The following is a 14,330-nucleotide window of genomic DNA, read 5'->3' as shown; positions in this document are numbered from 1 at the left end:
GAACGTGCTAATCCATCGGTCATAAGACCGCGAACCTCCCCCTGGCCGCCCTAGGCTCCCGTGCCTGAAGCGCGTGTCCGGGGAGGGGCGTATGACGGCGACACCCACACGGGCCCGTGTCTACATCGGCTGCGTCGTCATCGGCGCCCTGTACTGCGTGCACGGGCCGGCGGCGACGAGCGTCCCCTGGTGGGCGGTGGTCCTGCTGGCCGCGCTGCACGCCGGGGGCGAGCGGCTGTCCGGCCCGTTCTATCCGGTGCTGCTCGCCGCGGCCTTCCTGCTGCCACCGTCCGCCGCCGCCCTGGTCGCGGTGCCGGGTGCGCTGTGCGCCCCGGTCGGCGGCAGCCCCCGTCTGCTGCGGCGGGTGTGGCGGGCGGCGCAGCTCATGGTCGCGGTGTGGGTGGCCTCCCGCGTCCACTGGGCGTTCGGCGACCATGACGCCCTGGTGGCGTCCGACTTCCCGTACGCGCTCGCGCCCGCGGGGGCCGCGGTCCTGGCGTTCTGCCTGGTCCTCACCGCGCTGGACGGAGGGATCCGGGTGTTCGCCGAGCGTCTGCCGGCCCGGCGCGCCTGGCGGGGGCTCTTTCTGCGCTCGCTCGCGCCGATCGCCGTGCACGGGCTGGCCGGACTGATGATGGCCGTCCTGTGGCGCAGCCCCTACGGCCCCGTCGCCGCGCTGCTGGTGCTGCTGCCGATGTGCGTGTCGTGGTGGGCGTTCGCCCAGTACCACCGCGAACACGCGGCCCACCAGGCGACCATCCGGGCACTCGTCCAGGCCGTCGACATCAAGGACGGCTACACCCGCGGCCACAGCGAGCGCGTCGGACAGGCCACGATGATGATCGCGCGCGAACTCGGCCTGGCCGACGAGCGCGTCGAGGTGCTCCGCTTCGCCGGGATCCTGCACGACGTCGGCAAGCTGGGCGTACCGACGCGGCTGCTGCGCAAGAACGGGCCGCTGACTCCCGAAGAGCGGCGGGTCATCGAGCTGCACCCCGAGTACGGGCACGAGATGGTGCGCGGGATCTCCTTCCTCGGCGAGGCGCGGGCTGCCGTACTCCACCACCACGAGCGGCTGGACGGGAGCGGGTACCCCTATGGGCTGAGCGGCAGTCAGATCCCCGAGTCGGCACGGGTGGTGGCGGTCGCGGACGCGTTCGACGCGATGACGTCGACCCGGTCCTACTCGCGGGCCCGGCCGGTGGCCGTCGCGCTGCGGGAGCTGGAGAAGTGCGCGGGCTCGCAGTTCGACCCCCGGATGGTCACGGCCCTCGTCCAGGCCGTCGACCGGCACGGATGGCACCCCGCCGTGACCGCCGACGAGGGCCCCGCGTCGGCACCCCGCCCGGCCGTCGCCGGCGTCCCGGGAGCCCGCCGATGAGCGCCCCGCGGCCCAGTCCTGTGCTGACCCTTGTCCACGGGTGCGCCGCCGTCCTCGCGGCGGGTTGTCTGGTCGCCGGCGTTTCCGGTGGTCTGGTCGAGCGGGGCACGGCGGCGGCCTTCGGGGTGCTGATCGCGCTGGGCGAACTCACGCGGTGGACCGGGGCCGAGGGCAGGGAGGCCGCGCCGCTCGGGGCGGCCGTCGCGCTGTCGTACGCCCTGCTGGGGGAGACGGGCGGACGGCCCAGCGAGCACGGCGTCGCGCAGGTCGTCGCCGTCGTCCTCGCCGCCTCGCTGCTCGGCAGCGTGCCGCACATCGCACGAGGGCGCCCGGTGCTCGACCATCTCGCCCGGCGCGTCCTGACCGTGGGCTTCGCCGCCGTCTGCTTCCAACCCCTGTTCAACCAAGGCACGTTCCGCGGCTGGGGCACCCCCTACGCCCTGCTGCTGCTCGCGATCCTCGCCCTCACCACCCTGTGCGACGCGCTGCTCGCGGCCGCCCTGGCACACTCGCGCACCCGATGGCCGTTCGGGCCGCTGCTGCGGGACGAGCTGCGGGCGACCCTCGGGATCGGGTCGGCCGTCTGCGCGACCGGCGCGGTGATGGCGCTCGCGGTCGCCGTGGTCGGGCTGTGGGCGCTGCCCGTGTTCTCGCTGCCGCTGCTGCTCACCCAGATGTCCTTCCGCCGGTACGCCGCCGTGCGGACCACCTACCGGCAGACCATCGCCTCCCTCGCCCGGGCCACCGAGATCGCCGGATACACCCCGACCGGACACGCCCGGCGGGTGGCCGCGCTCAGCCGGGAGGTGGGGCGGGACCTGGGCCTGTCCGAGGCGGAACTCACCGTCCTGGAGTACGCGGCCCTCATGCACGACATCGGACAGCTCAGCCTGGTCGATCCGGTGCCCGCCGGGGCCACCGCCGGGCTGCCCGTCGAGGAACAGCGGCGGATCGCGCTGCTGGGCGGCGCCGTAGTACGGCAGACCGGGGTGAATCCGCAGGTCGCGATGGTCGTGGAGCGGCTCGCCGACCCCCCTGAGGAGCAACCGGTCGCCGCGCGGATCGTGCGGGCGGTGAACGCCTACGAGGAGAAGGCGCACGACGCCGGGCCGGGCGGGTCGCTGGAGGCACTGGAGGAGCTGCGGCTGGGCACCGCGGGGGAGTACGCCCCGGAAGTGGTGGGGTCGCTCGCACGGGTGCTGTCCAGAGACCGTCTTACAGTGCCCGTGGCTGGGTAACCCATGGGTAATGAGCGCCCTTCCAGCCGTACGTGGTTGGATGCGAATGAGAGGGTGTCCGGGGGCAGCACTAGCCAGCCCACCCACGGAACTGGCAGGCGGGAATCGTGAGGATCTTCGGCAAGGGACGGCACCGGCCCTCCGCCTCCTGGCGGCAGGCCACCGACCGGGCGTTCACGCTCATCGGGGACGGCCGGTACGAGGACGCGGGCGCGCTGTTGACACGTGCCGCCGATCTGGAGCCCTGGCTTTCGGAGTCCTGGTTCAACCTCGCGCTGCTGCACAAGTTCCGGCACGACTGGGAGCAGGCCCGGGCGGCCGGACTGCGTGCCGTGGCGCTGCTGGACCGGGAGACCGGGGCGCCCGACTGGTGGAACGTCGGCATCGCGGCCACCGCACTCCAGGACTGGCCGCTGGCCCGGCGCGCCTGGCAGGCGTACGGGTTGCGGGTTCCCGGCGGGGCGACCGAGTCCGGAGCGCCGGTCGGCATGGACCTCGGCAGCGCGGCCGTACGGCTGTCCCCGGAGGGGGAGGCCGAGGTGGTGTGGGGGCGGCGGCTGGACCCCGCCCGGATCGAGGTGCTGTCGATCCCGCTGCCGTCGTCCGGGCGGCGCTGGGGCGAGGTCGTCCTGCACGACGGGGTGCCGCACGGGGAGCGGACCACGTCCGCCGGGCACTCCTACCCCGTCTTCGACGAGATCGAGCTGTGGGCGCCCTCGCCGGTGCCCACCTGGGTGGTCCTCCTGGAGGCCGCCACCGAGGCCGACCGGGACGCCCTGGAGCAGCTCGCCGCGGACGCCGGTTTCGCCGCGGAGGACTGGTCGTCGTCGGTACGGCTGCTGTGCCGGATGTGCTCCGAGTCGCGGATGCCGTCCGACGAGGGCGACGGGGAGCACCTGGATCCGCACGACCACAGTGAGCCGGGGCACCCCGGACCGCTGGGCCACCGTACGGACGGCCAGCTGTGGGTTCCCGAGCGTGAGTGCGGGGTGGCCGCGCCGGCCGCGCTGGTGCGGGGGCTGCTGGACGGGTGGGTCGCGGACAGCCCGGATTCCAGGGACTGGCGGGATCTCGAAGAGGTCTGCTGAGCGTTCGCCGTACCCTGTATCAGCGTCACACCCCCTTTTCTTCTTTTGTTTGTGCAGGAAGGCATACGTCGGTCATGGCCCAGCAGGACACCGAGCAGCAGCACGCGGGCGTGCTCCCCGTGGACGACGAGGGTTTCGTCGTCGACACCGAGGACACGGAGGAGCGCGAGAACGCCTGGCATGAGCGCGGCACGTCGCGGCCGATCACCGTCGTGGGGAACCCGGTGCTGCACAAGGAGTGCAAGGACGTCACCGACTTCGGCGCCGAGCTGGACCAGCTGGTGGCGGACATGTTCGCCTCGCAGCGCACCGCCGAGGGCGTGGGCCTGGCCGCCAACCAGATCGGCGTCGACCTGAAGGTCTTCGTCTACGACTGCATGGACGACGAGGGCAAGCGCCACGTCGGCGTCGTCTGCAACCCGAAGCTCGTCGAGCTGCCCGCCGACCAGCGCCGGCTGGACGACAGCAACGAGGGCTGCCTGTCGGTGCCGACGGCCTATGCGCCGCTCGCCCGCCCCGACTACGCCGAGGTGACCGGGCAGGACGAGAAGGGCAACCCGATCAAGGTGCGCGGCACCGGGTACTTCGCGCGCTGCCTCCAGCACGAGACCGACCACCTGTACGGCTACCTCTACATCGACCGGCTGTCCAAGCGCGAGCGCAAGGACGCGCTGCGGCAGATGGCCGAGAACGAGCCGCGCTACCCCGTGGTCGCCAACGACTGACCGGCTCAGGCCGCGCTCGGCCCCTGGAACGTCCTGCGGTAGGCGTTCGGGGTCGTCCCCAGTGCGCGGACGAACTGATGACGCAGCGCCGCCGCGGTGCCGAACCCCGTTCGGCCCGCGATCGCGTCCACCGTCTCGTCCGACGCCTCCAACAACTCCTGCGCCAGCAGCACCCGTTGGCGCAGGATCCAGCGGTACGGCGTGGTGCCGGTCTCCTGCTGGAAGCGGCGGGCGAAGGTGCGCGGGGACATGTGCGCGCGCTCGGCGAGCTGCTCGACCGTGAGCTCCTCGTCCAGGTGGCGCTCCATCCAGGACAGCACCTCGCCGACGGTGTCGCAGTGGGAGCGCGGGAGCGGCCGCTCGATGTACTGGGCCTGCCCGCCGTCCCGGTGCGGCGGTACGACCATGCGCCGGGCGATCTTGTTGGCGACCTCGGGCCCCTGCTCCTGCCGCACGATGTGCAGACAGGCGTCGATGCCGGCGGCGGTGCCGGCGCTGGTGATCACCGGGCCCTCGTCGACGTACAGCACGTCGGACTCGACGATCGCTCCCGGATGCCGGACGGACAGCTCCCCGGCGTGCTTCCAGTGCGCACTGCACCTCCGCCCGTCGAGCAGTCCCGCGGCACCCAGCACGAAGACGCCGGAGCACACACTGAGCACCCGGGCGCCCCGCTCGACGGCTCTGACCAGGGCATCCAGCAGCTCGGGCGGGTAGGCCCGGGTGACGTACTCGCTGCCGGCCGGGACCGCGATCAGGTCGGCCTCCTCCAGCCGCTCCAGGCCGTACGGCGTGGAGACGGAGAGCCCGCCGACATGGGTGCCCAGCGTCGGCCCCTCCGCCGAGACCACGGCGAAGTCGTACGTGGGCAGTCCCTCGTCGCTGCGGTCGATGCCGAACACCTCGCAGACGACGCCCATTTCAAAGAGATGTACACCGTCGAGGAGGACGGCGGCGACGTTTTTCAGCATGCTGCCAGTGTGCCTCGAAGCTGGCAGTAAATCGAGGGTGAGCGGCAGTCCTGCCACTGTTGGTAAGGAGTATCCGGCGCGACAGTGGTGTCATGACTACGGAACAGACACAGACACTGCTCGCGATGATCGTCGTCCTCGGGATGTTCGTCGTTCTGGTCCTCCCGTCACTGATCGGCGCGGCGCGCGATCGGCGCATCGACCGTCAGATCAGGGAGGCCCAGGAACGCGACGCGGCCGAGGCTCAGAAGTCCTCGTCCAGGTCTACGGTGCCCTCCACCGCCACCTGGTACGCCGAGGGACGCCGCTCGAAGAAGTTGGTCAACTCCTGAACTCCCTGGAGCTCCATGAAGGAGAAGGGGTTCTCGGAGCCGTACACCGGAGCGAAGCCGAGACGCGTCAGGCGCTGATCGGCGACACACTCCAGGTACTGCCGCATCGACTCGGTGTTCATACCCGGGAGGCCGTCACCGCACAGGTCGCGCCCGAACTGGAGCTCGGCCTCGACGGCCTCCCTCAGCATGTCGGTGACCTGCTGCTGGAGCTGGTCGTCGAAGAGCTCCGGCTCCTCCTTGCGGACGGTGTCGACCACGTCGAAGGCGAAGGACATGTGCATCGTCTCGTCGCGGAACACCCAGTTGGTGCCGGTGGCCAGGCCGTGCAGCAGGCCCCGGCTGCGGAACCAGTACACGTAGGCGAAGGCGCCGTAGAAGAACAGGCCCTCGATGCACGCGGCGAAGCAGATCAGGTTCAGCAGGAAGCGACGCCGGTCGGCCTGGGTCTGGAGGCTCTCCAGCTTCTCGACCTCGTTGATCCACCGGAAGCAGAACTCGGCCTTCTCGCGGATCGAGGGGATGTTCTCGACGGCGTCGAAGGCCGCCGCCCGGTCCTCCGGGTCGGGGAGGTAGGTGTCCAGCAGCGTCAGGTAGAACTGGACGTGCACGGCCTCCTCGAAGAGCTGGCGCGACAGGTACAGGCGCGCCTCAGGGGAGTTGATGTGCTTGTACAGCGTCAGCACCAGGTTGTTCGCCACGATCGAGTCGCCCGTCGCGAAGAACGCGACCAGCCGGCCGATCATGTGCTGCTCACCCTCGGACAGCTTCGCCAGGTCGGCGACGTCGGAGTGGAGGTCGACCTCCTCCACGGTCCAGGTGTTCTTGATGGCGTCCCGGTAGCGCTCGTAGAAGTCCGGGTAGCGCATGGGGCGCAGGGTCAGCTCGAAGCCCGGGTCGAGCAGGTTGGCGTTACGGGTACTCATTACTGGCAGGCCTCGCAGGACTCGGGGTTTTCCAGGGAGCAGGCGACGGCGTCGGGCTCGGCGACCTGCTGGACGGGGATGGTCTTCTCGGGCTGGGCGGTCTGGCTCTGGGCGGCGCGGGCGATGCGGGTCGCCGGGCGGGAGCGCAGGTAGTACGTCGTCTTCAGACCTGACTTCCAGGCGTACGCGTACATCGAGGAGAGCTTGCCGATGGTCGGCGTCTCCAGGAACAGGTTCAGGGACTGCGACTGGTCGAGGAACGGCGTGCGCGCCGCCGCCATGTCGATCAGGCCGCGCTGCGGGATCTCCCACGCGGTGCGGTACAGCGCCCGTACGTCCGCCGGGATCCAGGCGAAGTCCTGCACCGAGCCGTTGGAGTCGCGCAGCGCCTCACGGGTGCGGGCGTCCCAGACGCCGAGCGCCTTGAGGTCGTCGACCAGGTAGGAGTTCACCTGGAGGAACTCGCCGGACAGCGTCTCGCGCTTGAACAGGTTGGAGACCTGCGGCTCGATGCACTCGTAGACGCCCGCGATGGACGCGATGGTGGCGGTCGGGGCGATGGCGAGCAGCAGGGAGTTGCGCATGCCGGTCGTGGCGATACGGTCGCGCAGGGCCGCCCAGCGCTCCGGCCAGGTGAGCTCGACACCGTAGTGGTCGGGGTGCAGCACACCCTGGGCGGTACGGGTCTTCTGCCAGGCCGGCAGCGGGCCGTTGCGCTCGGCGAGGTCGGCGGAGGCCTCGTACGCGGCGAGCATGATGCGCTCGGCGATCCGGGTCGAGAGCTGCTTCGCCTCGGGCGAGTCGAAGGGCAGCCGAAGCTTGAAGAAGACGTCCTGGAGGCCCATCGCACCGAGACCGACCGGCCGCCACTTGGCGTTGGACCGGCCCGCCTCGTCGGTCGGGTAGAAGTTGATGTCGACGACGCGGTCGAGGAAGGTGACGGCGGTGCGGACGGTGTCGTCGAGCCGCTCCCAGTCGAGGTCGCCGTCGCGGACGAACGCGCCGAGGTTCACCGACCCCAGGTTGCAGACCGCCGTCTCCCCGTCGTCGGTGACCTCCAGGATCTCCGTGCAGAGGTTGGAGGAGTGGACGACATGGCCCGGCAGGGCGGTCTGGTTGGCGGTGCGGTTGGCGGCGTCCTTGAAGGTCATCCAGCCGTTGCCGGTCTGCGCGAGGGTGCGCATCATCCGGCCGTACAGATCACGGGCCGGGATGGTCTTGCGCGCCAGCCCCGCGGCCTCCGCCTTGCGGTACGCCGCGTCGAACTCCTCGCCCCACAGGTCGACCAGCTCCGGCACGTCCGACGGCGAGAACAGCGACCACGGCTCGTCGCCGTTGACCCGGCGCATGAACTCGTCCGGGATCCAGTGCGCGAGGTTGAGGTTGTGCGTACGGCGGGCGTCCTCACCGGTGTTGTCGCGCAGCTCCAGGAACTCCTCGATGTCGGAGTGCCAGGTCTCCAGGTACACCGCGGCGGCGCCCTTGCGCCGGCCGCCCTGGTTCACGGCGGCCACGGAGGCGTCGAGGGTCTTCAGGAACGGAACGATGCCGTTGGAGTGGCCGTTGGTGCCGCGGATCAGCGAACCGCGGCTGCGGATGCGGGAGTACGCGATACCGATGCCGCCGGCGTGCTTCGAGAGACGGGCGACCTGGTGGTAGCGGCCGTAGATGGAGTCCAGCTCGTCCAGCGGGGAGTCGAGGAGGTAGCAGGACGACATCTGGGGGTGCCGGGTGCCGGAGTTGAAGAGCGTGGGGGAGGAGGGGAGGTAGTCGAGGCGGCTCATGAGCCCGTAGAGCGCGGCGACTTCGTCCAGCGACCTCGCGGTGTCGTCCTCGGCGAGACCGGCGGCGACGCGCAGCATGAAGTGCTGGGGCGTCTCGATGACCTTGCGGGTGATGGGGTGCCGGAGCAAATAGCGGCTGTGCAGGGTGCGCAGGCCGAAGTAGCCGAAGCGGTCGTCGGCGCCGGTGTCGACCAGGGAGTCGAGACGGGCCGCGTGGATTCGCGCGAACTCGGCGGTGCGGTCGGCGATGAGCCCCTCGCGGTGGCCGACCGCGACCGACTCGGTGAAGGACGTGACACCCTGCGAGGCGGCCTCGGCGGCGATGGAGATGGTCAGCAGCCGGGCGGCGAGCCGTGAGTAGGCCGGGTCCTCGGAGATCAGGCCGGCGGCCGCCTCGGTGGCCAGCTCGCGCAGCTCCGTCTCGTCCGCGCGGGCGGACCGGCCGCGCAGCGCGGCGGCGGCGACCCGGCCGGGGTCGGCGTCGGGGAGGTCGGCGGTCAGCTCGGTCAGGAGCCGCAGCAGCGCGGCACCGGGACCGTCGTTGTCCTGTTCGACCGCTGCTGAACCCGGTTCGGCTGGCGCGATGGTCACGTGGGGCTCTCCCTCGCTCGGCACGGGGGCCTCGCCGAGGGCAGGGGGCAGCACACGAGCGCACGGGGCGTCGCGTCCACCGGCCCATTCCACGAGGCCCGGACGTCAGGGCGCACCGGCCGGGCGGCCGGGCGCAGCTGTCGGCAGGTCCTCGGACTGACTCCCGTGCGCAGATACGCACAAGTACACCGTTGCGGGACAGTTCCGGATTCGCACCGGATTCCCCTGCGGCGACAGCGAGCACGAGCATACATCTTGTGCCGGGCTGTCGTATCACCACCAGATGTTGTGTCGCGCTGGTTTCAGAGCGTCAACTCGTAGGTGAGAAGAGTGATGTCGTCCAGCTCCGGGATCGGATTCCAGTCCCGATCGGGTGTGCGGACGAAGCCCAGGCGTTCGTAGATGCGGTGGGCGCCGTGCATGGTGCGCTGGGTCGACAGGACGATCCGTACACAGCCCTCCGTGGCCCGTGCGCGGTCGACGCAGGCGCGCACGAGCGCCTCTCCGGCGCCGCGTCCGCGTGCCGCCCGGTCGACGGCGAGCATGCGGATCTCGGCCTCGCCGGAACGCGCGATGTCGGCCATCGGGCCGCCGCTCGGCACGAAGGTCACGCCGCCCAGCAGGCGGTCCTTCTCGACGGCCACCAGCACGTCGGCGGCCGCCGCGCGTTTGGCCACGTCCCTGAGTTCGCCGAGGTACTCGTCGCTCTCGCCGAAGTCGAGAAGGCCGTCCTGTAGATAGGCCTGGGCGGTGATCTCGCCGAGGGCGTCGTACTCGGCGGTTCCGGCCTGCCGGATCACGATGTCCATAGGGGCGAGTCTGCCGGACACATACGACGGCGGGCCGCCGGATTTCTCCGACGGCCCGCCTGGTCCGAGCCGCTCAGTGGGACGAACCCGCCGTCGCCGGCGGCAGTTCCACCTGGACGCCCGGGTCGCCGGCGTCCGCCGTGTAGTCCTCCGGCTTCGTCTCGTCGATGCCCTCCGGAGCCTTCGCCGCCTTCAGGGCGAAGGTCAGGACCACCGTCACCAGGACGTTGAGCACGAACGCGGTGAGGCCGATGTAGCCGATCTCGCCGATGCCCGGGATCTCCTTCGCCGAGCCACCGAAGTGCTTCTGGGTCGGGGAGGCGACGCCGTACGCGGCGACTGTGCCGTAGATCATGCCCACCGCCCAGCCGGCCAGCAGCGCCCAGCGGTGGAACCAGCGGGTGAACAGGCCGCCGACCAGGGCCGGGAAGGTCTGAAGGATCCAGATGCCGCCCAGCAGCTGGAAGTTGATGGCGACCGTCTTGTCCATGGTCAGGACGAAGACCAGGGCGCCCACCTTCACCAGCAGGGACACGATCTTGGAGACCTTGGTCTCCTGCGCGGGCGTCGCGTCCGGCTTGATGAAGTCCTTGTAGATGTTGCGGGTGAAGAGGTTCGCGGCCGCGATCGACATGATCGCCGCCGGTACCAGCGCGCCGATGCCGATCGCCGCGAAGGCCACGCCCGCGAACCAGGACGGGAACATGTTCTCGAACAGCTGGGGGATGGCCAGCTGGCCGTTCTCCACCTTGATGCCGGCCGCGATCGCCATGAAGCCCAGCAGCGCCAGCAGGCCCAGCATCAGGGAGTACAGCGGCAGGATCGTGGTGTTGCGGCGGATCACCTCACGGCTGCGGGAGGAGAGCGTCGCGGTGATCGAGTGCGGGTACATGAAGAGCGCGAGCGCGGAGCCCAGCGCCAGCGTGGCGTACGTCCACTGCCCCGGCTCACCCGGCGCCAGCGCACCGCGTGGCGCGCCCGTGGCCGGGTTGGTCTGGCTGTAGGCCTCGCCCGCCTTGGCGAAGATCTCGTCGAAGCCGCCGAGCTTGATCGGGATGTAGATGATCGCCACCGCGATGACGATGTAGATCAGTGTGTCCTTCACGAACGCGATCAGCGCGGGGGCCCGCAGACCCGAGGAGTAGGTGTACGCCGCCAGCACGCCGAAGGCGATCAGCAGCGGCAGGTCCTTGATGAACCAGTTCGTGTCCTCGCCGCCGCCGACGCCCATCACGTCCAGCACCGCCTGGATGCCGACGAGCTGGAGGGCGATGTACGGCATCGTCGCGAGGATGCCCGTCACGGCCACCGCCAGCGACAGGCCCTTCGAGCCGAAGCGCCCGCGTACGAAGTCCGAGGTCGTCACATAGCCGTGCTTGTGGGAGACCGACCACAGACGCGGCAGGAAGGTGAAGACCAGCGGGTAGACGAGGATCGTGTACGGCACCGCGAAGAAGCCGGCCGCGCCCGCCGCGTAGATCGCCGCGGGTACGGCGACGAAGGTGTACGCCGTGTACAGGTCGCCGCCGAGCAGGAACCAGGTGACCCAGGTGCCGAACGACCGGCCGCCCAGGCCCCATTCGTCGAGGCTGTGCTCGTTCTCGGCCTTGCGCCAGCGCGCGGCGAGGAAGCCCATGACCGTGACGGCCAGGAAGAAGAAGATGAAGACGGCGAGTGCGACGCCGTTCACGCCGTCCTTCACTTGGCGGCACCCCCCTTGCGGGCCCGCTGGTCACGCTGCCACAGCTTGTACGCGGTCATCGTGAGCGCCGTGGAGATGAGCACCCACAGCATCTGGTACCAGTAGAAGAACGGGATGCCGATGAAGGCCGGGTCGACCTTCGCATACGAACCGACCCACAGCATCGCCACGAAGGGCGCTGCGAGGCAGAGCGCGATGACGACCCGGACGGGCGTCACCACCGGCCCTCTGTTCACTTCTGGGGCATCTGACATCTGACGGCTCCGTCCCCTCACTGATCACCTGAGAAACGCCCGGGCAATCTAGGTGACGGTGCAACTACAGCGGAAGCCCCTGTCCGCATATCGGATGTGGAGGATTGGTGTGCACCCTGGCGTGCCCGTCTGTCGTCCGGCGTGGGTGCGCTCAGCAGCAGCGGAACCCCTGGCTGGGGTCGGCCTCCTGACGGTCCGTCCGCATCCGCTCGAAGTCCCGCCGGGAGGGCACGTCCGCGTCCGGATGCCCAAGTCGGATGTGGGCGACATAACGGTCGTACGCCGACTCGTCGGTCAGCTCCCGCACGTACCAGCGCACGCTACCGAGGACCCGCCGAAGCGACCGCACCGCGCTCCTCCTCCTTCTCCTCCTTCGTGGGGAACAGCCCGGCCGGAGCGACGATCTTCGACTCGACGTACGGCGCCTCGCTGAGCGTGGACAGGGCCGGGCGGCGCACGTGCCGTACGCAGACGCGGGCGGCGTCGGCGATCACCACGACGATCAGGACGGCCAGGACCGCCGAGAGGACGCCGTCCACCGTGGAGTTGGTGACCACCGTGTGCATGTCGTCCATGGTCTTGGCGGGCGGCAGGATCTCGCCGCGGTCGATGGCGTCCTGGAAGACCTGGCGCTGCTTGAAGAAGCCGACCTTCGGGTCGCTGGAGAACACCTTCTGCCAGCTCGCGGTGAGCGTCACCGTGGCGTCCCAGGCGAGCGGAACGCCGGTGATCCAGGCCCACTTGAGGCGCCCGGACTTCACCAGCAGGGTGGTGCAGACGGCGAGGGCGACCGCCGCGAGCAGCTGGTTCGAGATGCCGAAGATCGGGAAGAGCTGGTTGATGCCGCCGAGGGGCTCGTGGACGCCGACCCACAGGAAGTAGCCCCACAGAGCGCACACGATCGCGCTGGTGATGGCGAGTCCAGGCTTCCAACTGACGTTCCTGAAGGGGCGGTAGACGTTGCCCAGCATGTCCTGGAGCATGAACCGGCCCACGCGGGTGCCGGCGTCCAGCGCGGTCAGGATGAACAGCGCCTCGAACATGATCGCGAAGTGGTACCAGAAGGCCCGCAGGCCGCCGCCGGTGACCTGCGAGAAGATCTCCGAGACACCGATGGCGAGCGTGGGCGCGCCGCCGGTCCGGGACAGTAGCGAGGCCTCCTCGACGTTCTCCGCCGCCCGGGCGAGCGCCTCGGGGGAGATCTGGTAGCCCCAACTGCCCACGACCTGCGAGGCGTTCTGCACGGTGTCGCCGATGACCCCGGCGGGCGCGTTCATCGCGAAGTACAGGCCCGGGTCGATGATGCTGGCCGCCACCAGCGCCATCACGGCGACCGACGACTCCATCAGCATGGAGCCGTAGCCGATCATCCGGACCTGGGTCTCCTTCTGGATCATCTTCGGTGTCGTACCGGAGGAGATCAGCGCGTGGAAGCCGGACAGGGCGCCGCAGGCGATGGTGATGAAGACGAAGGGGAAGAGCGAGCCGGCGAAGACCGGGCCGTCGCCGCGTGAGGCGAAGTCCGTGACCGGGTCCATCTTGAGCGTCGGCAGCGCGACCACCACGCCGAGGGCGAGCAGGAAGATCGTGCCGATCTTCATGAAGGTCGAGAGGTAGTCGCGCGGCGCCAGCAGCATCCACACCGGCAGGATCGAGGCGATGAAGCCGTACGCCACCATCCAGATGACCAGCGTCGAAGGCGCGAGCGTGAAGGTGTCGGCCCAGGACGACTCGGCCACCCAGCGGCCCGCGACCAGGGCGAACAGCAGCAGCGCGACGCCGATGAGCGAGACCTCGGCGACCCGCCCGGGACGCAGCACCCGTAGATAGAAGCCCATCAGCAGGGCGATCGGGACGGTCATCGCGATCGAGAAGGTGCCCCACGGTGACTGCGCGAGGGCGTTGACGATGACGAGGGCCAGCACCCCGAGCAGGATGATCATGATGACGAAGGTGGCCAGCAGCGCGGCCGCCCCGCCGAACGGACCGATCTCCTCGCGCGCCATCTGCCCCAGCGAGCGCCCGTCGCGGCGGGTGGAGAAGAACAGCACCACCATGTCCTGGACCGCGCCCGCGAAGATCACGCCGGCGATGATCCAGATCGTGCCCGGGAGATACCCCATCTGCGCGGCCAGCACGGGCCCGACCAGTGGTCCGGCGCCGGCTATCGCCGCGAAGTGGTGGCCGAGCAGGACGCGACGGTCGGTGGGGTGGAAGTCGATGCCGTTGTTGAGGCGTTCGGCCGGGGTGGCCCTGGTCCTGTCGACCTTCAGCACCTTGTACGCGATGAACTTGGCGTAGAAGCGGTACGCGATGGCGTACGAGCCCAGCGCGGCCGCGACCATCCAGGCGGCGGAGACCTCCTCGCCGCGGGAGAGCGCGAGCACGGTCCAGCCGGAGGCACCGACCAGCGCTACGACGGTCCAGATGACGACGGTTCGGGGATTCGCGGTACGCACCGGGCAGTCCTCCCGTCCATGCGGCGACGGGAGGAACGTAGAACAGGAAACGGGGATGCGCTACACCGCG

General features: G+C 70.1%; 13 protein-coding genes and 1 riboswitch. Of the genes, 5 read left to right on the top strand and 8 right to left on the bottom strand.

The window, feature by feature from the left end; all coding sequences use genetic code 11:
* The first annotated feature begins 91 nt into the window (after window positions 1-91).
* The 4 genes from ACIQWG_RS19390 to def all read left to right on the top strand — a co-directional run bounded on the left by ACIQWG_RS19390 (window position 92) and on the right by def (window position 4,432).
* Window positions 92-1,381, top strand: a complete 1,290-nt coding sequence (locus ACIQWG_RS19390) for an HD-GYP domain-containing protein (RefSeq protein WP_404097012.1) — start codon at window positions 92-94, stop codon at window positions 1,379-1,381.
* Window positions 1,378-2,619 (top strand): HD-GYP domain-containing protein, encoded by a 1,242-nt coding sequence (locus ACIQWG_RS19385; protein WP_404097009.1) that lies wholly within the window; start codon window positions 1,378-1,380, stop codon window positions 2,617-2,619. The genes ACIQWG_RS19390 and ACIQWG_RS19385 overlap by 4 nt, the downstream gene beginning before the upstream one ends.
* A gap of 107 nt (window positions 2,620-2,726) precedes the next feature.
* On the top strand, window positions 2,727-3,707 hold the full coding sequence (locus tag ACIQWG_RS19380; RefSeq protein ID WP_404097006.1) for a tetratricopeptide repeat protein: 981 nt from the start codon (window positions 2,727-2,729) through the stop codon (window positions 3,705-3,707).
* Window positions 3,708-3,781: 74 nt separating this feature from the next.
* Window positions 3,782-4,432, top strand: a complete 651-nt coding sequence (gene def / locus ACIQWG_RS19375) for a peptide deformylase (protein WP_404097003.1) — start codon at window positions 3,782-3,784, stop codon at window positions 4,430-4,432.
* Window positions 4,433-4,437: 5 nt separating this feature from the next.
* Here def and ACIQWG_RS19370 read toward each other — a convergent pair whose 3' ends face one another.
* Window positions 4,438-5,403 (bottom strand): helix-turn-helix domain-containing protein, encoded by a 966-nt coding sequence (locus ACIQWG_RS19370; protein ID WP_404097000.1) that lies wholly within the window; start codon window positions 5,401-5,403, stop codon window positions 4,438-4,440.
* A 92-nt stretch (window positions 5,404-5,495) separates the two neighbouring features.
* Between ACIQWG_RS19370 and ACIQWG_RS19365 the strand changes: the two genes are divergently transcribed.
* Window positions 5,496-5,735, top strand: coding sequence for a hypothetical protein (locus ACIQWG_RS19365; RefSeq protein WP_404096997.1), 240 nt, complete (start codon window positions 5,496-5,498; stop codon window positions 5,733-5,735).
* Here the strand turns inward: ACIQWG_RS19365 and ACIQWG_RS19360 are convergent.
* The 7 genes from ACIQWG_RS19360 to ACIQWG_RS19330 all read right to left on the bottom strand — a co-directional run bounded on the left by ACIQWG_RS19360 (window position 5,648) and on the right by ACIQWG_RS19330 (window position 14,260).
* Complete coding sequence (locus ACIQWG_RS19360; protein WP_404096994.1) at window positions 5,648-6,661, bottom strand: ribonucleotide-diphosphate reductase subunit beta; 1,014 nt, start codon at window positions 6,659-6,661, stop codon at window positions 5,648-5,650. The two genes, ACIQWG_RS19365 and ACIQWG_RS19360, sit on opposite strands and share 88 nt — an antisense overlap.
* A complete protein-coding gene (locus ACIQWG_RS19355; RefSeq protein ID WP_404096991.1) occupies window positions 6,661-9,036 on the bottom strand; it encodes a ribonucleoside-diphosphate reductase subunit alpha in 2,376 nt (791 codons plus the stop codon). Before ACIQWG_RS19355 ends, ACIQWG_RS19360 begins: the two co-directional genes overlap by 1 nt.
* A gap of 124 nt (window positions 9,037-9,160) precedes the next feature.
* Window positions 9,161-9,303, bottom strand: a riboswitch (cobalamin riboswitch).
* A 35-nt stretch (window positions 9,304-9,338) separates the two neighbouring features.
* Complete coding sequence (locus ACIQWG_RS19350; protein WP_404096988.1) at window positions 9,339-9,845, bottom strand: GNAT family N-acetyltransferase; 507 nt, start codon at window positions 9,843-9,845, stop codon at window positions 9,339-9,341.
* Between the two features lie 73 nt (window positions 9,846-9,918).
* The gene (mctP, locus tag ACIQWG_RS19345; RefSeq protein WP_404096985.1) at window positions 9,919-11,547 is read right to left on the bottom strand and encodes a monocarboxylate uptake permease MctP; all 1,629 of its coding nucleotides are present in this window, start codon (window positions 11,545-11,547) and stop codon (window positions 9,919-9,921) included.
* Window positions 11,544-11,801 carry a DUF3311 domain-containing protein gene (locus tag ACIQWG_RS19340; protein ID WP_404096982.1) on the bottom strand — a complete coding sequence of 86 codons (258 nt, stop codon included), beginning with the start codon at window positions 11,799-11,801 and terminating at the stop codon, window positions 11,544-11,546. Before ACIQWG_RS19340 ends, mctP begins: the two co-directional genes overlap by 4 nt.
* Window positions 11,802-11,952: 151 nt before the next feature.
* Entirely contained in the window at window positions 11,953-12,150 is a 198-nt protein-coding gene (locus tag ACIQWG_RS19335) for a YbdD/YjiX family protein (protein WP_404096979.1), read from the bottom strand.
* The gene (locus ACIQWG_RS19330; RefSeq protein ID WP_404096976.1) at window positions 12,122-14,260 is read right to left on the bottom strand and encodes a carbon starvation CstA family protein; all 2,139 of its coding nucleotides are present in this window, start codon (window positions 14,258-14,260) and stop codon (window positions 12,122-12,124) included. Before ACIQWG_RS19330 ends, ACIQWG_RS19335 begins: the two co-directional genes overlap by 29 nt.
* Between the last annotated feature and the right edge of the window lie 70 nt (window positions 14,261-14,330).

This window comes from Streptomyces sp. NPDC098781 (assembly GCF_044759995.1).
In the GTDB taxonomy this organism is placed as follows: Bacteria; Actinomycetota; Actinomycetes; order Streptomycetales; family Streptomycetaceae; genus Streptomyces.
The sequence above is the reverse complement of the archived record's forward strand: the minus strand, read 5'-3'. Positions and strand labels throughout refer to the sequence as shown.

Coding starts and splice junctions, on each gene's coding strand:
- ACIQWG_RS19390 (WP_404097012.1), top strand. CDS start 92: ATGACGGCGACACCCACACGGGCCCGTGTCTACATCGGCTGCGTCGTC.
- ACIQWG_RS19385 (WP_404097009.1), top strand. CDS start 1,378: ATGAGCGCCCCGCGGCCCAGTCCTGTGCTGACCCTTGTCCACGGGTGC.
- def (WP_404097003.1), top strand. CDS start 3,782: ATGGCCCAGCAGGACACCGAGCAGCAGCACGCGGGCGTGCTCCCCGTG.
- ACIQWG_RS19370 (WP_404097000.1), bottom strand. CDS start 5,403: ATGCTGAAAAACGTCGCCGCCGTCCTCCTCGACGGTGTACATCTCTTT.
- ACIQWG_RS19365 (WP_404096997.1), top strand. CDS start 5,496: ATGACTACGGAACAGACACAGACACTGCTCGCGATGATCGTCGTCCTC.
- ACIQWG_RS19360 (WP_404096994.1), bottom strand. CDS start 6,661: ATGAGTACCCGTAACGCCAACCTGCTCGACCCGGGCTTCGAGCTGACC.
- ACIQWG_RS19350 (WP_404096988.1), bottom strand. CDS start 9,845: ATGGACATCGTGATCCGGCAGGCCGGAACCGCCGAGTACGACGCCCTC.
- ACIQWG_RS19340 (WP_404096982.1), bottom strand. CDS start 11,801: ATGTCAGATGCCCCAGAAGTGAACAGAGGGCCGGTGGTGACGCCCGTC.